This is a genomic window from Streptomyces sp. NBC_01334 (genome assembly GCF_035983595.1).
Classification (GTDB): Bacteria; Actinomycetota; Actinomycetes; order Streptomycetales; family Streptomycetaceae; genus Streptomyces; species Streptomyces coriariae.
The window spans coordinates 6,185,291-6,203,137 of sequence record NZ_CP130718.1; the positions used below are offsets into that span (position 1 = coordinate 6,185,291).

Below are 17,847 nucleotides of genomic sequence, written 5' to 3' on the forward strand. Positions count from 1 at the left end.
GCCGGTAGCTGTCCCAGGAGTCACTCCTGTCCCTACAATCCGCGGCATGTTCAGGCCAGGTGAGAGCGGCGTTCCTCCGGTACGGCCGATCGTGTACCACCCGTACGCCGAGACCGATCCGGCCTCGTACGAGCGGTACGCCGATCCGGCGGCCGCCCATGGGTGGGAGAACGCGTACGACGAGACCGCCGAGCTGCCTCGGGCGCGCCCTCCGGAGGGGGAGCCGGGCGGCCGCGGGGACCGTCGGCGCGCCGCGCGCCGGAAGGCCGGCCGGCCTTCGCGCCGCGTGCTGGCCGCCGCCGGGGCGGTCGGAGCGGTGGCGCTGGCCGCGGTGGTGGCGGGGATGTCCTTCTCCGGGGATCCGGCCGGTGATCAGCGGGGCAGGCAGGGGGGCACGCGCTCGGCGCCGGACGACGCGGTGAGCCCGTCGGACGGGCCGGCTCCGGCCGCGAGCGGCTCCGCCGGGTCCGTGGAGCCGACGCCGTCCGCCTCGGTCGCTCCGGTGCCGTCCTCGGGGGTCACGGCGTCCGAGGCGCCCTCGGCCGGGTCGTCGGGCGAAGCCGCCGCGAGCGGGGCGGCGAGCGTCGCGCCCTCCGCCTCGGCGTCCGGGTCCGGGAAGGGCAATCCCGGGAAGGGCCGGGGTCGGGACAAGGGGGGCAGGTAGGCGGGGCGCTCACCGGGGCCGCGCCGGACCGCCCGCTCCGCCGGCATGCCCGTGATCGCTCAGGGCAGCGTCCAGATCTGGGTCGTCACGAGGTAGAAGACCGCGACCCAGAACGCCATCAGCCCGGCGACGATGCCGAGGCCGACGAGGTTGGTCCGCGCCGCCGGTTCGTCCGGGGGCGGCCGCAGCCAGCGCCCGAGGAGCCGGTTCACGTAGTGCGGCATGGTGAGGAAGCTCATCAGGAAGCTCGACAGCAGGTTGCCCACGAGCAGCCCGAGCCAGAACGGCATGCCCAGCGGCGACAGGGCGAGGGTCAGCAGCACGACGGTCGGGTACAAGCCGACCCAGACGGCGAGGGAGGTCTTCGTCTCCGAGGGCGGTGGCGCCTCCTTGCCGTTCTCGTCGAAGGCGAACCAGCTGCCGAACGAGTTGTCGATCGTGCGCAGTCTGAAGTCGTTGAACTTCGCGCCCTCGGCGAGCAGCTCCTGCCGCCTCGGTGACGTCAGCCAGGCGTCGAGATGCTCGGCATTGTCGAACCGGTACATGGTGGTCCAGTCGGCCTGGACGCCTTCGACCGGACGGAACAGCTCGGTCCCGCGGAATCCCTCGAACTTCCCCTCCTCGTGGCTCATACGCCGCTGCCATGCGAGGAAGTCGTCCACATGGGCGGGATCGACATGGTGCGTGATCACGACCGTCACCAGTGGATCCGCCGGCCGGCTGCCGCCGCTGACGACCTGCTGCGTTCCCGGGCCGTCCAGGTACGTGTCGCCGATCGCCAGGAGGCGCTGTCTCGTCGCGCTGTTGATCCACGCCTGGAGATGGGCCACCGAGTCGAACCGGTAGACGACGACCCATTCGGGCTGGAGCTCCGTCGGCCGGGATACCTCGACGCCCAGATATCCGGGGTAGTCGGCGGCGGCGGCGTTCACGTTTCGTTGCCATGACTCGTATTGTTGTTCGAATCTGGACAGCACCTTCTGGCCGATGATCGCGGTCGCCGCCGCGTCCTGGTGCTGGTCGGTGCTCATGAGCCCGGGCCCGTCGGCACCGACTGCTTCTCGATCAGCCGGCTGTAGATCCGCTCCGGAGTCAGCGGCAGCGAGCGGAAGCGGACGCCCGTGGCGTCATGCAGGGCGTTCGCCAGCGCCGGGGCCACCGGGTTGATGCAGCACTCCGCCATCCCTTTCGACCGCAGGGGGCCGACGGAATCCGTCGAGGCCACCAGGAGCACTTCGGTGCGCGGAACATCGGCGAAGGTGGGGATGCGGTAGTTGCGGAAGTTCGGGTTCACCATGACGCCGTCGTCGTCGACGTGATGGTTCTCGGTCAGCGCGAATCCGATCCCCTGAGCGACACCGCCCTCTATCTGTCCGCGGACCTGGGCGGGGTTGATGACCACGGCGGCGTCCGCCGCGTGGACGCTGTGCAGGACGCGGATCTCCCCCGTCACCCGGTGGACGGCGATCCGGAACCCCTGCGTGTTGGAGGTGACGCTCCGGGGCGAGCCGTAGGCCTTGCGGGCGGCGGTGAACCGGATGCCGCGCGCCCGGGCCGACGCGACGAGCTCGGCCAGCGGCACCCGCCGGTCCCCGCAGACCACCTCCTCGTCGTCCATCGAGCACAGCACGAGGTGGACGCCGGTGTACGTGGCGGCGTATTCGAGGATGCGGTCGCGTACCGCGTCGGCCGCCCGCAGGACCGCGTTGCCCGACACGAACAGCCCCGCACTGGCGAAGGCGCCGGTGTCGAACCCCGTGCGGTCGGTGTCGGACTGCACCAGGTGAATCCGCGCCGGTGTCGTACCCAGCTGCCCCGCCGCGATCTGGACATGCGCGGTCGACGTGCCCTCGCCGAACTCGACCGTCCCGACGGCCAGTTCGTAGACGAGGTCGTCCCGCAGCGTCACCCAGGCCTCGGAGACGTGCTCGGTCGGGGGCGCGGTCTCGTGCAGCGAACTCGCGACGCCGGTACCCACCAGCCAGTCCGGGCCGGGGGACGGCTGGTCGGCGGTCCGGGCCAGCGCGCCCTCCACCAGGTCGATGCACTTCGTGAGGGAGTCCTCGCTGAACGCCACGTCGTCGGGGCCGTCGTGCAGGGCGACGAGCGGATCACCCGGCCGCACGATGTTCCGGCGTCGCAGCTCGAGCGGATCGATGTGCAACGCGCGCGCCAGTTCGTCCATCGCCGACTCCACGGCGAACGCCGGCTGTGTCATCCCGTAGCCGCGCAGCGCTCCGCTCGGCACGGTGTTGGTGTAGACCGAGAACGCGTCGTACCTCTTGTTGGGGCAGCGGTAGATCATGACGGCGGAGCCGCCCGCGTACAGCGTCTCGCCGCCGTGGTTGCCGTAGGCGCCCGTGTTCGACACATTGCGGATCTGGAACGCCGTGAGGGTGCCGTCCGCCTTCGCGCCGAGCCTGACCGTCAACGTCATCGGGTGCCGTGGCGAGGCCGTGGTGAACTCCTCCTCACGGGTGTACTCGAAGCAGACGGGTCGCCCGGTGTCCAGGGTGGCGAGCGCCGCCAGATCCTCCGAGATCACCTCCTGCTTGCCGCCGAAGCCGCCACCGACGCGCTTGCAGAACACCCGGAGCCGGTCGGGGCGCAGCGCGAACAGATGGGCGAGCTTGACCTTCGCGATCGACGGCGACTGCGAGCTGGTGCGGACGTTCAGCCGGCCGTTCTCCATCCAGGCGATCGAGCCGTGGGTCTCCAGATGCGCGTGCTGCACGCGGGGCGAGAAGTAGGTGCCCTCGTGGATCACGTCGGCTTCGGCGAACCCCGCGTCCACGTCACCGATGTGTGTGTGCAGTTCGAGCAGGATGTTGTGGACGGGATCGCGGACGAACGGGTCGTCCGAGCCGTGCAGTTGCGGTGCCCCCTCCGTCATCGCCTCCAGCGGCTCGAACACGGCCGGGAGCACCTCGTACTCCACGACCGTCCTGCGGCAGCCCTCCTCCGCCGCCCCGACGGTGTCGGCCAGCACCGCGACGACGCGTTGGCCGACGAAGCGGACCGTGTCGTCCAGGATGCGGGTGTCGTCCGGATCGACGAGATGGTCGGTGTGGATCGCCGTGGTGAAGCGTCTGCGCGGCACGTCCTGCCAGGTGTACACCCGGCGCACCCCGGGAACCGCGAGGGCGGCGCTCTTGTCGATCGAGACGATCCGGGCGTGCGCGTGCGGTGAGTGCAGCACCTTGAGGTGCAGCATGCCGTCCAGGCGGGTGTCCATCGTGAACTCGGCGCGGCCGGTCACCACGTCCTCGGCGGCAGGCGCCCCGACGCTCCTTCCGACGGCCTTGCCCGGCGCGGCGCTCTCCACGCCGACCACGCCGTTCACCGCGTCCTCGATCGCCCGATAGCCGGTGCAGCGGCAGAGGTTGCCCTTCAGCGCCCGGGGCAGGTCGGCCTTCTGGGCGTCGGTGAAGGTCGCCGAGGTCATGATCATCCCCGCGGTACAGAAACCGCACTGGAACCCCGGGGCGTCCCGGAAGCGCCGTTGCATCGGATGCAGGTCGCCGGGTGACCCCAGGCCCTCGATGGTTGTCACCTCGCGGCCGTCCGCGCGGAAGGCGGGGGTGATGCAGCTGTGCACCGGATCGCCGTCCAGCCACACCGTGCAGGCGCCGCAATCGCCCGCGTCGCAGCCCTTCTTGACGCCGTGGTGGCCGAGCGCGCGCAGGAACGTGCGCAGACACTGGCCGGGTTCGGGTTCTTCGTGGAAGCTCCTGCCGTTCACGAGGTAGGTCATGTCAGGCCCCAACCATGGGTTGTCAGGTCCCAGCCGTGAGTTCGCGACGAATCTCCTCGGCGAAGTGCCTTGTCAGATGGCGACGATGGCCGGGGGTCCCGTTGGGATCGGCGAACCAGACGTCGGCGGGGACGGCGTCGATGCTCTGCCGCAGGGTCCGGGCGTCGGGCGGGCCGTCGAACGCCATGCGCACCGGCCGTGTGGTGCCCGCCGTGACGGTGAGCAGCAGGTCGTCCGTCCCGGGGGTCCGGGTGCCGATCAGGAACACCGTCGAACGGCCGAGGCGGGTCAGGGTGAAGCGGCGGTGGGCGGCGCGCTTCCTCAGGGCGCGCGCCGGAATCACGACGCGCCGCAGGATCTCGCCGGGAGCGAGCACGTTGCGGTGGTCCCCGGTCACGAACTCCAGGGCGTCGACGACGCGGGTGGACCCGTCGGGAGCCCACAGGTCGTAGCGCGCCTCGAGCGCGACCGTCAGCGTGATCATCGGCCCGGCGGGCAGGGACAGGCAGATGTTCCCGCCGACCGTCGCCGCGTTCCAGACCTTGAACGAGGACAGCAGGGCCTCGCAACCGCGCGCGATGAGGGGTCCCGCGATCCAGTCACCTGGTGGCGTGAAGGCGTACAGGTCACGGATGGTGCACGTGGCGCCGATCTCGAGGCCCGCGTCGCTCGCGACCAGCGGGTCCCAGTGCAGCGCCGTCAGGTCGACCAGACGGCGCAGATCCGGCTGTTCGGCGGAGAACAGCCAGGTTCCGCCCGCGAGCCAGGCATCGCCTTCGCGCCACTCCGTGCCGGGCCGGCCGGACGGTCGCCGGACGATCTCGGTGATGGTGTTGAGGTCCATGGGAGTCGATCTCCCTCACGGCGACGGGCGTGGTTCGGGCACTGTCGACGGGGCGCGATGGGCACGGAGAGTCCTTTCAAGGATATCCCCGTGCGGGCCGACCCTGCGACGTCAGGGCTTCGGCGGGCAGGCGCGACCCCCTGCTGCCCGGCTGTCGCCTGGCCGAAAGCCGACCCTTGCTCTCCCCTCCTCCGGCACTAACAATGCGCATGACAAATCAGTGGGCGGCCGGAAGATCTCCGGTCGCCCTGTCGTAAGAGGGGACCCCCACATGAGAAAGCCTCTCGTTGCCGTGCTCTTCGCCCTGGCCATCGCCGGGGCGGGTGCGGCACCCGCGGTCGCCGCGCCGGTGAGCGCGAAGCCCGCGACGGCCTCCGCCGCCTCCGCCGCCTCGGCCTCCGCGGACACCAAGGTCGCCGCCGCGCCGACACTCCAGGCCGTCAACCTCGCCGGGACCGTCGCGCTCAGCAACTGTTCCGGCTCCGTCGTCCGCTTCCCGAACTCCCTGGACACCGACCCGGCGCTGGTGCTCTCCAACGGCCACTGCCTGTCGACCGGCTTCCCGGAGCCCGGCGAGGTGCTCGTCAACCAGGCCTCCAGCCGCACCTTCGGCCTGCTCAACTCCGCCGGCACGCGGGTCGCGACCCTGCGCGCCAGCAAGCTGGCCTACGGGACGATGACCGACACGGACGTCTCGATCTACCAGCTCACCAGCACGTACGCCACGATCAAGAACTCGTACGGGATCTCCGCGCTGACCGTGCAGGACACCCACCCGACCGCCGGCACCGCCATCACCGTGGCGTCCGGCTACTGGAAGCGGCTCTACAGCTGCAACATCGACGGGTTCGTGTACCGCCTGAAGGAGGGCGACTGGACCTGGAAGGACTCGGTCCGTTACACCTCCGCCTGCCAGACCATCGGCGGCACCTCCGGCTCGCCGGTGATCGACCAGTCCACCGGCAAGGTCGTCGCCGTCAACAACACCGGCAACGAGGACGGCGCGCGCTGCACGGAGAACAACCCCTGTGAGGTCGACGCGAGCGGCAACGTCACCGTCCGCCAGGGCATCAACTACGCCCAGGAGACCTACCTGATCCCGGCCTGCTTCACGACCGGCAACCAGCTCAACCTGAGCGCGACCGCCTGCACCCTGCCCAAGCCGTAGGGCCCGGCCACCGGGCGCGGCGTTCCGTCACACGGGACTGCGACGGACCGCCCGCCCCGCCAGTACGTCCGTGCGCCGGCCGTCCTCGATGACGAAGCGGCCGTCGATCAGGACGTGGGGGATGCCGGTGGGCAGGGTGCGCGGGGCTTCGTAGGTGGAGCCCGCCGCCACGGTCCGCGGGTCGAAGAGCACCAGGTCGGCGCGGTGGCCCTCGCGGACCAGGCCCCGGTCCGGCAGGCGCAGGCGGGCCGCCGGGCGGCCGGTCAGGTGGGCCACGCACTCCTCCAGGGACAGGATCCCCGACTCCCGTACGTAGTGGCCGAGGTAGCGCGGGAACGTGCCGTACGCCCGCGGATGCGGCTTGGCGCCCGTCAGGACGCCGTCCGAGCCGCCCGTGTGGACGCGGTGGCGCATGATCGTGCGGACGTTCTCCTCGTGGCCCACGTGCTGGAGGATCGTGGGCGCCAGCCGGTCCTCGAGGAGCAGGCGGCGGGCCGTCGTCCAGGGTTCCTCGCCGCGCAGGAGCGCCGACGCGTGGACCGTGCGCCCCACGTGGTCCGCCAGCCGTTCGTCGCCCACGCCCGAGATCTCGATCGTGTCCCAGTCGACCGGCACCCCGTGGCAGCCGTCCGCGCCGGTCACCTCCAGGTCGTGGCGGATGCGGGCGGCCGTGTCGTCGTCCGCGAGGCGGCGCAGGATCTCCGGCGGGCCGCCCTCGCTCGCCCAACTGGGCAGCAGGGCCGCGAGAGTCGTGCAGCCGGGGGTGTAGGGGTAGGTGTCGAGAGTGATGTCGGCGCCGGAGGCCAGGGCCTTGTCCAGGAGGGTCAGGAGTTCCGGGGCGCGGCCCTCGTTCACGCCGAAGTTCATGGTGGCGTGGGCGAGGTGCAGCGGGCAGCCCGCCTCGCGGGTCAGCTCGATCATCTCCGCGTACGCCTCCAGCGCGCCGGCCCCGTAACTGCGGTGGTGGGGGCAGTAGTAGCCGCCGTACCCGGCCACCACCCGGCACAGTTCGGTCAGTTCGGCGCCTCGCGCGTACATGCCGGGCGTGTACGTCAGCCCGGAGGACAGGCCGACGGCGCCCTGTTCCAGCCCCTCCGCGACCAGCCGGCGCATCCGGTCCAGCTCCCGGTCGGTGGCCGGGCGGTCCTCCCAGCCGACGACCAGGGCGCGGACCGTGCCCTGGGGTACGAGATAGGCCGCGTTGACGGCGATGCCCCGGCCCTCGAAACCGTGGTCGAGGCGGTCCAGGTACTCGCCCACCGAACGCCAGTCGAAGTCGAGGTCGTCGCCGTGACCGTTCCAGCCGGTGATGGCCCGGCGGACCCCTTCGAGGGTGCGATCGTCGACCGGGGCGTACGACAGCCCGTCCTGGCCGAGGACTTCGAGGGTGACGCCCTGCGCGGCCTTCGCGCTGTGGTCGGGGTCGCGCAGCAGGGCGAGGTCGCTGTGGGCGTGCATGTCGATGAAGCCGGGGGAGAGGACCAGCCCCTCCGCGTCCAGCTCCCGTACCGCCTTCGGACGCTGGCAGCCGGCGGCCGCCGCCTCCTTCACGATCGAGACGATCCTGCCGTCGTCGATCGTGACGTCCGCGCGGTAGGAGTCCGCGCCGGTGCCGTCGACGACGTCCGCGTCCCGGATGACGAGGTCTTCCACGTTGCCACTCCCTAGAAGAACGTGCGGATGTAGTCGACGACGGTGCCGTCCGCCTCGGCCAGCGGGATCAGCGGCCACTTGTCGAAGGACGTGCACGGGTGGGAGAGGCCCAGGCCGACCCAGTCACCGACCTCGAGGTCCGCCTCGGCGTCGGTGCGCAGCCAGGCGTGCTGGTCGGAGAGCGCGGTCACCGAGACACCGGTGGCGGGGCGTTCCGTGCCGTCGCGGCGGATCACCTGGGCGAACGGCAGGTCCAGGTCGTAGGCCGCGTCCCGCTTGCCCGCGTTGACGAAGGCCTGGTCGGGGGCGGGGCGGGAGACGACCTGGGTCCACAGCCGGAACGCGGGCTCCAGCGCGCCCTCCTCGGGGACCCGGTTGAACGGGGTCAGCCTGCGGTAGTGGCCGTCGTCGTGCGAGACGTACGCGCCGGAGCGCAGCAGCTTCAGCACCGGCAGGGAGAGGCCGGGGATCCCGGCGAAGACCTCGGCGACCGTGTCGAACCAGGCGCTGCCGCCCGCGCTGACCACGATCTCCTCGGCGCCCGCGAACCGTCCCGCCTCGTCGAAGTCGACGGCGAGGGCGACCAGGCGGTGCAGCCAGGCCCGCACCCGCTCCGGGTCGGCCCGCGGGACCTCGCCCTCGTAGCCCGCGACCCCGACCAGCCGCAGGGTCGGCGCGGCGGCCACCGCGTCCGCGACCGCCGCGCACTCCGTCTCCGTACGGACCCCGGTGCGGGCACCCTCGCCCGCGGCCAGTTCGACGACGACGTCCAGGGGGCGCCGCGCGCCGCGCAGGGCGGTGTCCATCAGCTCGACCCCGCGCACCGAGTCGACGTAGCAGACGAGGTGGAAGGCGGGGTCGGCGTCGAGCTGTGCGGAGATCCAGCGCAGGGCCGCCGGGTCCACCAGTTCGTTGGCGAGGAAGACCCGCTGGACGCCGTAGGCCCGGGCCACCCGCACCTGGTGCGGGACCGCGAGGGTGATGCCCCAGGCGCCGCGGTCGACCTGGCGCTGGAAGAGCTGCGGGGCCATGGAGGTCTTGCCGTGCGGGGCGAAGGCGAGCCCGTGGCGGGTCGCGTAGGTCTCCATGAGGGCGAGGTTGTGTTCGAGGCGCTCGGCGGAGAGGGCCAGCACGGGAGTCGCGAAGCCGCCGTTGAAGAGGTTGCGGCGCTGGGCGGCCAGCTCGCCGACGGTGAGGCCGTCGGCGTCCGGCGGGAGGCCCTTGAAGCGGTGGTCGACGCGTTCCCCGGCCAGTCGGGCGAGCGCCTCGAGTGCCTCGGTACTCATGGAACCTCCTGATCAGGAGCGTTGCGCAAGCTGCAACGTCCATTGCGTATATCGCTTACTGCTGTCTAACATCTCGGCCACACGGGGTCAACGGAGCCGCCGACCCTCACCAGTACGGGGAGCCAAGACGATCGTGACCGCCACCGGACCCTGCAACGCCCCCGACGCCGTGGACGTCGTCGCGCTCGGCGAGTCCATGGTCACCTTCCTGCCCTCCCGGCCCGGTCGCCTCGCCGACGTTCCCTCCTTCGACCGGGGCATCGGCGGCGCCGAGTCCAACGTGGCCTGCGCGCTGGCGGCGGCCGGACACACGGTGCGCTGGGTCAGCCGGGTGGGGGCGGACGGGTTCGGCGACCATCTCGTCGAGACCATCGGCTCCTACGGGGTCGACGTGACCTCCGTACGGCGCGATCCCGCCCGACCGACCGGCGTCTACTTCCGCACCGCCGGCGACCGGGCCACCGACGCGCACGAGGTCGCCTACTACCGGGCCGGGTCGGCGGCCTCCGCGATGTCCGTCGACACCGTCGGCCTCGACGCCGTACGGGCCGGCCGGGTGCTGCACCTCACCGGGATCACCGCGGCCCTCTCCGCGGACTGCCTCGGCCTGCTGCGGGAACTGACGGCCCCCCGGCCCGGCGGCCGGCCCCTCGTCTCCTTCGACGTCAACCACCGGCCCCGGCTGTGGACGGACGGCAACAGCCCCCGGGTCCTCCTCGAACTGGCCCGCGGCGCCGACCTGGTGTTCGTGGGCGAGGACGAGGCGGCCGAGGTGTGGGGCCTGGACGGCGTCGACGCCGTAAGGACCGCGTTCCCCGACCCCGAGGTGCTCGTCGTCAAACAGGGGGCGCTCGGGGCGACCGTCTTCGACCGGGGGCGCGTCCTGCACGTCCCCGCCCCGCACGTCGACGTCGTCGCCGCCGTCGGCGCCGGGGACGCCTTCGCCGCCGGGTTCCTCTCCGCCACCCTGCGCGGGCTGCCCGTGCGCGACCGCCTCCGGCACGGGCACCTGATGGCCGCCGCCGCCCTCACCGTCCCCGGTGACCTGGCCGTGCCGCCTTCCCGCGACCACGCCGACCGGCTCGCGGCCCTCGACGACGCCGCGTGGGGGAGACTTCGACTCGGCCCCGGCTGGACGCACGCCGAAGACCGGGCCGACGAGGAGGTACCCACCCCATGAGCCAGACCGTCGACCGAGCACTGAGCATCCTGCCGCTGCTCGCCGAGGGCCCCGCCGACCTCGGACAGGTCGCCGACCGCCTCGGCGTGCACAAATCGACGGCCCTGCGGCTGTTGCGCACCCTGCACGAGCACGGCCTCGTCTACCGCCAGTCCGACCAGCGCTACCGCCTGGGCGCCCGCCTCTTCGCCCTCGCCCAGGAGGCGATGGAGAACCTCGACATCCGTGAGATCGCGCATCCGCACCTCGCCCGTCTCAACGAGACCTGCGGGCACACCGTGCACCTCGCCGTGTACGAGGAGGGCGAGGTCCTCTACATCGACAAGGTGGAGAGCCGCTACCCGGTGCGCATGTACTCGCGGATCGGCAAGCCCGTCGCCATCACGGTCGCCGCCGTCGCCAAGCTGCTCCTCGCCGACCTGCCCGAGCCCGAACGACGGGTGATCGCCGAGAAGCTCGACTACCCCCTCTACACGGCCCGTTCGACCCCCAACGCCCCCGCTTTCCTGCGCGAGCTGGAAAAGGTGCGCGAACAGGGCTGGGCCACCGACCTCGGTGGTCACGAGGAGTCCATCAACTGTGCCGCCGCGCCGATCCGGGGCGCCGACGGCCGGGTGGTCGCCGCGATGTCGGTCTCCGCGCCGAACGTCGTCGTCACCGCCGACGAACTCCTCACCCTGCTCCCGCTGGTTCGCCGCACGGCGGACGCGATCAGCGGCGAGTACTCCGGCAGAACCCCGATCAAGGAAGCCCCGAAGGAATGAGCCCGGCATGACCGAGAAGACCGCCCTCACCCCCAAGACCCACACCACCCCGCCCGCGAAGTTCTCGCACGGGGTGAAGAAGGGCAACATCCTCCAGGTCGCGGGCCAGGTCGGCTTCCTGCCCGCCGAGGAGGGCAAGCCCCCGACGCCCGCGGGCCCCACCCTGCGCGAACAGGCCCTCCAGACCCTCGCCAACGTCAAGGCGATCCTCGAGGAGGGCGGTGCGAGCTGGGACGACGTGATGATGATCCGCGTCTACCTGACGGACACGGCGCACTTCGCCGAGTTCAACGAGCTCTACAACGCGTACTTCGGGGAGCAGCCCCTCACCGCCCCGCCCGCGGCCCGGACGACGGTCTACGTCGGCCTTCCGGCCGGGCTCCTGGTCGAGATCGACGCCCTCGCCGTCCTCGGCTGACGCACCCGGCGCCGACCGACCGACCGACCCGACCGTCCGGTCCGGTCCGTCCGATGCTCCGTCAACTTTCGCACGCCGTAACGCCTCACGGCACGGTGTCCCCGTTCGCAGGGGACGCCGTGCCGCGACACCCCCTGCCCGAAAGCACCGTGAACCCCAGCAGAGGACCCCCGAATGCCCCTCCCGCTCGCGGCATCCACCCCCGCCGAGGCCCCACCCCACACCGGCGGACTGCTTCTCCTGATCGACGGCACGGCGGGCCTGCTGACGGTCGCCGCCCTCGGCATCGCCCTGCTCCTCTTCCTGATCATCAAGGTCAGGATCCAGCCCTTCGTGGCCCTCCTCGCGGTCTCCATAGCCGTCGGTCTGCTGGCCGGCCTGTCCGTGACCGAACTCTTCGGCACCGTGCAGCGTTCGGACGCCGTCTCCACCATCGAGTCCGGGATGGGCGGCATCCTCGGCCATGTCGCGATCATCATCGGGCTGGGCACGATGCTCGGCGCGGTCCTCGAAGTCAGCGGTGGCGCCGAGGTGTTGGCGTCCCGGCTGCTCGGTGTGTTCGGCGAGCGGCGAGCACCCCTCGCGATGGGCCTGACCGGCCTGATCTTCGGCATCCCGGTCTTCTTCGACGTCGGCATCTTCGTGCTGGCGCCGATCGTCTACGCGGCCGCCAAGCGGGGCGGCAGGTCGATCCTGCTGTACTGCCTTCCGCTGCTCGCGGGTCTGTCGATGACCCACGCGTTCCTGCCCCCGCACCCGGGCCCGGTCGCGGCCGCCGGCCTGCTGCACGTCGACCTCGGCTGGGTCGTCCTCATGGGGGTCGTCTGCGGTCTCCCCGCGGTGCTGGCGGCCTGGGTGTTCTCGGCGTGGATCGGCCGCCGCATCTTCGTCGCCGTGCCGCAGGACATGGTCGAGGCGGCGGCGGAGGCGAAGCGGGCCGTCGTCGAGGAGCAGCGGGCGCAGGGCGTCGTACCGCGCGAGGACCCGGTGCCGCTCGGCACGGTCCTCGGCATCATCGGTACGCCGCTGGTGCTGATCCTCGCCGCCACGTTCTCCTCGATCGCCCTGGACCCGTCCACCTTCCGCTCGGTGATCGAGTTCTTCGGCAGCCCCTTCGTGGCGCTGACCATCGCCCTGCTCCTCGCCTACTACCTGCTCGGCATCCGGCGCGGCTGGTCCCGCAAGTCGCTGGAGACGGTCTCGACGGCCTCGCTGAAGCCGGTCGGCAACATCCTGCTGGTGGTCGGCGCGGGCGGTATCTTCGGGGCCGTCCTGAAGGCGAGCGGGGTGGCCCAGGCCCTGTCGGACACCTTCAACGACGTGGGTCTGCCGGTGATCGTCCTCTCCTACCTGATCTCGGTGGTGCTGCGCGTCGCCCAGGGCTCGGCGACGGTGGCGATCGTGACGACGGCGGGCATCGTGGCGCCGCTGCTCGCCGCGGGGGACCACTCGCAGGCCTTCGTGGCCCTCGTCATCATGGCGATCTCGGCGGGCTCGATCTTCGCCTCGCACGTCAACGACGGCGGATTCTGGATGGTGGCCAAGTACTTCGGCATCAGCGAGCGCGACACCCTCAGGACGTGGACCGTGCTGGAGACGGTGCTGTCGGTGGCCGGGTTCGTGATGGCGGCCGGAATGAGCCTCTTCGTGTAGGACTCCGGTAACGAAGTCAGGGGCTGACTGTGTCCGGCACAGGATCTTCGACCATACTGCCCGCTGTGGAGCAGCGCATAGGTTCGAGCAGCCAGCCCCTGGAGGGCGCCGGGTTCGACCCGGCATTCATCCCCGGGCTCACGTCGCCCGTGACCGCGGAGCCGGAGGACACGAGGCCGGCCGAGGACGACGGCGTCGACGCCGTCGAGCCCGAGGCGGGGAAGGGGGAGTCAGCGGCGCCGGAGCGCCCGGACGGGGCGGCGGAGCCGGACCCGTCCGACGGGTCCGAGGAACCGGACGACTCCGCCGAGTCCGTCGAGGGCCCCGTCTTCGAGGCCTCCGACCGCCGTGCGCGGATCGCCGCCGACGCCAAGGGCGTCCGGCTCCGCCTCGACGAGGAGTCGTGCGAGTTCCGCTGGGACGAGATCGGCGCGGTCGAGACCGAGGCACCGCGCTTCGGCAAGCGGTTCACCATCACGGTGCACACCCCTGACCGCCGCTGGTACCCAATCGAGATCGAGGCGACGGCCAGGTCCCGCTTCAAGGAGTGGGAGGAGCAACTGGACGCGGTCCTCGACGCCTACTTCGAGGACGGGGAAGCCGAAGCGGAAGCGGGCGCCGAAGACGAGGTCGTCGAGGTCGACGCCGCCGACTCCGACGCCGCCGACTCCGACGCCGCCGACTCCGACGGCGACGCCGACGCCGAGGACACCGGGACCAAGGCCGCCGAGGCCGAGGACAACGAGGTCAAGGACGCCGGCGCCAAGGCCGTCGACTAGACGCAGTACCTAGACGCAGTACTGGGACTGTTTCCCGATGGACCGGTACATGCAGTCCGCGTTCTCGAGAAGCTGAAGCACCGCGTCCCGGTTACGGGAGGTCTCCCGCTCGATGATCTCGTCGGGCGGGTAGAACCCCCCTCCGGAGGCCGACGACGGGTACATCTCGAAGGTGTACGAGAAGATCTTCTGCGTGCCCCAGAGATAGTCGTCGATCGACCCGTCGGTGATGTACAGGTCGCTCGACTGCTCGGGGGTGTACCCGTTGCTCGCGGCCATCTTCTGCCCGACGGCCTTGAACGCGGCGTTGTCGTCCGCGGTCATCCCGGTCGCCGTGTCCGCGGTGGTGTAGCCGAACGGCCACAGCACCAGCTGGCTGTACGTGTGGAAGTCGACCCCGGCGGTGATCTGCTGCTTCCCGCCCACGATCCGGCTGCGCACGAAGTCGGCGACGACCTTCACCTCGGGCGCGGACTCGGCGGCCGCGCCCCGGTAGGTCTCGGAGGACGTGGACCCCGAAGAGCCGCCACAGCAGCCGAACCTGTAGTTCCAGTTCCGGTTGAGGTCCGTACCGACGTACGAGCTACCGGAGTTGGGCTGCCGGTTCTTGCGCCACGAGCGGTAGGAGCCGGAGGCGATGTCGTACTCGCCGCCGTCCGGGTTGAGGTCGGGGACGATCCAGATCTCGCGGCCGTTGACCATGCTGGTGACGCGGGAGTCGGAGCCGTAGCCGGCGCCCAGCTCGCGGATCAGGTACAGCGCCATCTCGACGGTGAGGTGCTCGCGGGCGTGCTGGTGGTGGGTGAACAGCACCTCCGGCTCGGCCTCGTCGGTGGCGACGTTGTCGCTGATCTTGATGGCCACGATGTCCCGGCCCTGGTACGACTTGCCGATGACCCGCTTGCTCATGATGCCCGGGTAGGCGGCGATGCGCTGGTCGATCTCCGTCGTCATCTCGGCGTAGTTGTGGTACTTCGAGTCGGCGGTCGGGAAGTCGAAGAGCCGTACCTCGTCCTCGGCGACCCGGTCGGGTGCCGAGCCCAGCAGGGACACCTCGTACCCCTGCGCGCGCAGCTTCCTCACCTGGTCCGCGCGGCCGGAGACCACGACGGTCTCCTCGTCGGCCTCGTCGACGCTCACCCCGGACGCGGCGATCGCAGTGCGCATCTGGGGGGTGCTGTGGTGGACGTGGATCTCGTACTGGCGGATGTCGTCGGCGGAGGGGGCCGCCTTCGGTGCGCTGCCCGCCGCCGCGTCGGTGACCGTCGCCGAGACCGGTGCGGCGAGAGCGAGGGCGAGCAGTGCGGCGAGGACGGCGGTCCGTCTGCCGCTGCGGGCGCTTGTGGCGCCGGCGCCTGAGCCGCGAATGCGAAGTCGCATGAACTCTCCTTGTGGGGAGCCGGGTTGTGGGGGGCTGTGCGCTTGCTGTGTGCGGCGGTGCGGTGCCGCTCATCGTCGAGGCATGGCATGAGCAGGTCAAGAGACGACAAAGGGCCGCTGGCCGAAATCATGCGGAATGCGACGAGCGGCCGGCCGCGCAGTTTATCCGCGCCCGCGCCGGTCGGCCGGGATCCCGGGTTTGACCGGAGTGTGAGCACATCGGGTGGAGATCCCGCACGCACCCTTGCCGGAGCGGCCTCTTTGGGTTTTCTTGACCTCCATGGCGGACACCACGGGACCCCCCACGGGAAACTCCACACACACCGAGGCACCATCCGGCATCGACAACACCATCCCCCGCAGATCCAGTTGGAAGTACATCGGCCCCGGCATCGTCGTCGCCGCGACCGGCGTCGGCGCCGGCGACCTGGTGGCCACGCTCATCGCCGGCAGCAACTTCGGCTACACCCTGCTCTGGGCGGCGGTCGTCGGCTGCCTGGTCAAGATCTCCCTCGCCGAGGCGGCCGGCCGCTGGCACCTCTCCACCGGCCGCACCCTCTTCGACGGCTGGGCGAGCCTCGGCCGCTGGACGACGTGGTTCTTCGTCGTCTACGTGGTCGTCTGGGGCTTCGTCTACGGCGCGGCGGCGATGTCGTCGAGCGCGCTGCCGCTCCAGGCGCTGTTCCCGGACGTGATGGACCTCGAGTCGTGGGCCATCGCCTGCGGTCTGGTGGGCCTGGTGTTCGTCTGGTTCAACAAGTACGCCGTCTTCGAGAAGGTCATGACGGTCCTGGTGGGCGTCATGTTCGTGGTGACGGTGTATCTGGCGATCCGGGTCACCCCCAACCTCGGCGACGCCTTCGCGGGCCTCCTCCCGGTCCTGCCGGACGAGAAGGACTCCGTCCTCAACACCCTCGGCCTGATCGGCGGCGTCGGCGGCACCATCACCCTCGCCGCGTACGGCTACTGGGTCAACGCCAAGGGCTGGACGAACACGGGCTGGATGAAGGTCATGCGGCTCGACAACCGGGTCGCGTACATCACCACCGGCATCTTCGTCGTCGCGATGCTCTTCGTCGGCGCGGAGCTGCTGCACTCCGCGAACGTGGCGATCGCGAGCGGCGACAAGGGGCTCATCCAGCTGAGCGACATCCTGGAGGCGGAGTACGGCACGGCGACCGCCAAGTTCTTCCTGATCGGATTCTTCGCCACCTCCTTCACCTCCCTGATCGGCGTGTGGCACGGCGTGAGCCTGATGTTCGCCGACTTCGTGGCCCGTTACCGCGGCCGCGGCGACGCGAGCGGGGCGGAGGTCGCCTCCGGCGAGCGGGAACGCTCCTGGCCCTTCCGCGCGTATCTGCTGTGGCTGACCTTCCCGCCGATCGTGCTGCTCTTCCAGGGCGAGCCGTTCCGTCTGATCATCCTGTACGGCGTGCTGGGCGCGGCCTTCCTGCCGTTCCTGGCCGGGACGCTGCTGTGGCTGCTCAACTCCTCCCGCACGCCCGGCGAGTGGCGCAACGGACCGCTGAGCAACGCGATGCTGGTGCTGGCCGGCCTGCTGTTCCTGGTGCTGTGCGTCAAGCAGGTCTGGGACCAGCCGTGGTCGGAGTTCTTCTGATGATCACCGCGGCTCGAGGTTGCGTAACTCAAGCTTGAGTTTCGCAAGCATCTCTCCTAGGCTGCTGACCCCCTAGGAGAGGTGCCGTCGCCGTGGCTGTGACCGTGCTGGACGACAAGACCGCGCTCGTGCTGATCGACCTCCAGGCCGGCACGCTCGCCGCCCCCACCGTGCCGTACCCGGCGGCGGACGTGGTGGCCCGGGCCGCCGAACTCGCCGACGCCTTCCGCGCCGCGGGCGCCCCCGTCGTCCTGGTCCGCATGTCCACCTCGCCCGACGGCGCCGACGCGGTGCCCGGCCGCAGCGAGGCGGCGCGGCTGGCCGGCGGCCGCTCCCGCCCCTACGACCTCGGCCCGATCGCCGAACCGCTGACCGGCCACGAAAGCGACATCCTGGTCACCAAGCGGGCCTGGGGCGCCTTCCACGCCACCGACCTCGACCTTCAGCTGCGTCGCCGGGGAGTAACCCAGATCGTCCTCGCCGGCATCGCGACCAGTCTCGGCGTCGAGTCGACCGCCCGCGCCGCCCACGAGCACGGCTACCACGTCACGTTCGCGGTCGACGCGATGACCGACATCGACGAGGACGCGCACCACCACCGGGTGTCGTACCTGTTCCCGCTGATCGGCGAGCCGGGCACGACGCGGGAGATCCTCGACCTGCTGGCGGGCGTCCGAGCCTGAACC

Annotated in this window: 15 protein-coding genes; 9 read left to right on the top strand and 6 right to left on the bottom strand. The window is 71.1% G+C overall.

Annotated elements, in window-relative coordinates:
• The first annotated feature begins 46 nt into the window (after positions 1 to 46).
• Positions 47 to 664 (top strand): hypothetical protein, encoded by a 618-nt coding sequence (locus tag OG736_RS27905; protein WP_327184841.1) that lies wholly within the window; start codon positions 47 to 49, stop codon positions 662 to 664.
• A 59-nt stretch (positions 665 to 723) separates the two neighbouring features.
• On the opposite strand, the gene OG736_RS27910 is transcribed toward OG736_RS27905, so the two are convergent.
• From OG736_RS27910 to OG736_RS27920, 3 genes are read right to left on the bottom strand one after another with little or no spacing between them, the layout of a single operon-like run.
• Complete coding sequence (locus tag OG736_RS27910) at positions 724 to 1,695, bottom strand: antibiotic biosynthesis monooxygenase (RefSeq protein WP_327184842.1); 972 nt, start codon at positions 1,693 to 1,695, stop codon at positions 724 to 726.
• A complete protein-coding gene (locus OG736_RS27915; RefSeq protein ID WP_327184843.1) occupies positions 1,692 to 4,418 on the bottom strand; it encodes a molybdopterin-dependent oxidoreductase in 2,727 nt (908 codons plus the stop codon). The genes OG736_RS27910 and OG736_RS27915 overlap by 4 nt, the downstream gene beginning before the upstream one ends.
• A gap of 22 nt (positions 4,419 to 4,440) precedes the next feature.
• The gene (locus OG736_RS27920; protein WP_327184844.1) at positions 4,441 to 5,262 is read right to left on the bottom strand and encodes an FAD binding domain-containing protein; all 822 of its coding nucleotides are present in this window, start codon (positions 5,260 to 5,262) and stop codon (positions 4,441 to 4,443) included.
• 271 nt (positions 5,263 to 5,533) lie between these two features.
• Here OG736_RS27920 and OG736_RS27925 point away from each other — a divergent pair, with 271 nt between their 5' ends.
• On the top strand, positions 5,534 to 6,430 hold the full coding sequence (locus tag OG736_RS27925) for a S1 family peptidase (protein ID WP_327184845.1): 897 nt from the start codon (positions 5,534 to 5,536) through the stop codon (positions 6,428 to 6,430).
• A gap of 27 nt (positions 6,431 to 6,457) precedes the next feature.
• Here the strand turns inward: OG736_RS27925 and OG736_RS27930 are convergent, their stop codons facing one another.
• Both OG736_RS27930 and OG736_RS27935 read right to left on the bottom strand, forming a co-directional pair.
• Positions 6,458 to 8,083, bottom strand: a complete 1,626-nt coding sequence (locus OG736_RS27930) for an N-acyl-D-amino-acid deacylase family protein (protein WP_327184846.1) — start codon at positions 8,081 to 8,083, stop codon at positions 6,458 to 6,460.
• 11 nt (positions 8,084 to 8,094) lie between these two features.
• Positions 8,095 to 9,369: an amino acid deaminase gene (locus OG736_RS27935; protein WP_327184847.1), complete on the bottom strand. Its 1,275-nt coding sequence runs from the start codon at positions 9,367 to 9,369 to the stop codon at positions 8,095 to 8,097.
• A gap of 133 nt (positions 9,370 to 9,502) precedes the next feature.
• Here OG736_RS27935 and OG736_RS27940 point away from each other — a divergent pair, with 133 nt between their 5' ends.
• The 5 genes from OG736_RS27940 (at position 9,503) to OG736_RS27960 (ending at position 14,163) form a co-directional block, all read left to right on the top strand.
• Positions 9,503 to 10,549 (top strand): sugar kinase, encoded by a 1,047-nt coding sequence (locus OG736_RS27940; protein WP_327184848.1) that lies wholly within the window; start codon positions 9,503 to 9,505, stop codon positions 10,547 to 10,549.
• The gene (locus OG736_RS27945; protein WP_020128061.1) at positions 10,546 to 11,313 is read left to right on the top strand and encodes an IclR family transcriptional regulator; all 768 of its coding nucleotides are present in this window, start codon (positions 10,546 to 10,548) and stop codon (positions 11,311 to 11,313) included. Before OG736_RS27940 ends, OG736_RS27945 begins: the two co-directional genes overlap by 4 nt.
• A gap of 7 nt (positions 11,314 to 11,320) precedes the next feature.
• Positions 11,321 to 11,731: a RidA family protein gene (locus tag OG736_RS27950; protein WP_327184849.1), complete on the top strand. Its 411-nt coding sequence runs from the start codon at positions 11,321 to 11,323 to the stop codon at positions 11,729 to 11,731.
• A 174-nt stretch (positions 11,732 to 11,905) separates the two neighbouring features.
• Positions 11,906 to 13,384 carry a GntP family permease gene (locus OG736_RS27955; protein WP_327184850.1) on the top strand — a complete coding sequence of 493 codons (1,479 nt, stop codon included), beginning with the start codon at positions 11,906 to 11,908 and terminating at the stop codon, positions 13,382 to 13,384.
• Positions 13,385 to 13,449: 65 nt separating this feature from the next.
• Entirely contained in the window at positions 13,450 to 14,163 is a 714-nt protein-coding gene (locus OG736_RS27960; protein WP_327184851.1) for a hypothetical protein, read from the top strand.
• A 9-nt stretch (positions 14,164 to 14,172) separates the two neighbouring features.
• Here OG736_RS27960 and OG736_RS27965 read toward each other — a convergent pair whose 3' ends face one another.
• Positions 14,173 to 15,543: a M14 family metallopeptidase gene (locus OG736_RS27965; protein WP_327184852.1), complete on the bottom strand. Its 1,371-nt coding sequence runs from the start codon at positions 15,541 to 15,543 to the stop codon at positions 14,173 to 14,175.
• Positions 15,544 to 15,823: 280 nt separating this feature from the next.
• On the opposite strand from OG736_RS27965, the gene OG736_RS27970 reads away from it, so the two are divergent.
• Both OG736_RS27970 and OG736_RS27975 read left to right on the top strand, forming a co-directional pair.
• The gene (locus tag OG736_RS27970; RefSeq protein WP_327184853.1) at positions 15,824 to 17,161 is read left to right on the top strand and encodes an Nramp family divalent metal transporter; all 1,338 of its coding nucleotides are present in this window, start codon (positions 15,824 to 15,826) and stop codon (positions 17,159 to 17,161) included.
• Between the two features lie 92 nt (positions 17,162 to 17,253).
• The gene (locus tag OG736_RS27975; RefSeq protein ID WP_327184854.1) at positions 17,254 to 17,844 is read left to right on the top strand and encodes an isochorismatase family protein; all 591 of its coding nucleotides are present in this window, start codon (positions 17,254 to 17,256) and stop codon (positions 17,842 to 17,844) included.
• Positions 17,845 to 17,847: the final 3 nt, after the last annotated feature.

Bases quoted from the DNA above. Each gene is read 5' to 3' on its own strand.
- OG736_RS27905 (WP_327184841.1), top strand. From the start codon at position 47: ATGTTCAGGCCAGGTGAGAGCGGCGTTCCTCCGGTACGGCCGATCGTG.
- OG736_RS27910 (WP_327184842.1), bottom strand. From the start codon at position 1,695: ATGAGCACCGACCAGCACCAGGACGCGGCGGCGACCGCGATCATCGGC.
- OG736_RS27915 (WP_327184843.1), bottom strand. From the start codon at position 4,418: ATGACCTACCTCGTGAACGGCAGGAGCTTCCACGAAGAACCCGAACCC.
- OG736_RS27920 (WP_327184844.1), bottom strand. From the start codon at position 5,262: ATGGACCTCAACACCATCACCGAGATCGTCCGGCGACCGTCCGGCCGG.
- OG736_RS27925 (WP_327184845.1), top strand. From the start codon at position 5,534: ATGAGAAAGCCTCTCGTTGCCGTGCTCTTCGCCCTGGCCATCGCCGGG.
- OG736_RS27935 (WP_327184847.1), bottom strand. From the start codon at position 9,369: ATGAGTACCGAGGCACTCGAGGCGCTCGCCCGACTGGCCGGGGAACGC.
- OG736_RS27945 (WP_020128061.1), top strand. From the start codon at position 10,546: ATGAGCCAGACCGTCGACCGAGCACTGAGCATCCTGCCGCTGCTCGCC.
- OG736_RS27950 (WP_327184849.1), top strand. From the start codon at position 11,321: ATGACCGAGAAGACCGCCCTCACCCCCAAGACCCACACCACCCCGCCC.
- OG736_RS27955 (WP_327184850.1), top strand. From the start codon at position 11,906: ATGCCCCTCCCGCTCGCGGCATCCACCCCCGCCGAGGCCCCACCCCAC.
- OG736_RS27965 (WP_327184852.1), bottom strand. From the start codon at position 15,543: ATGCGACTTCGCATTCGCGGCTCAGGCGCCGGCGCCACAAGCGCCCGC.
- OG736_RS27970 (WP_327184853.1), top strand. From the start codon at position 15,824: ATGGCGGACACCACGGGACCCCCCACGGGAAACTCCACACACACCGAG.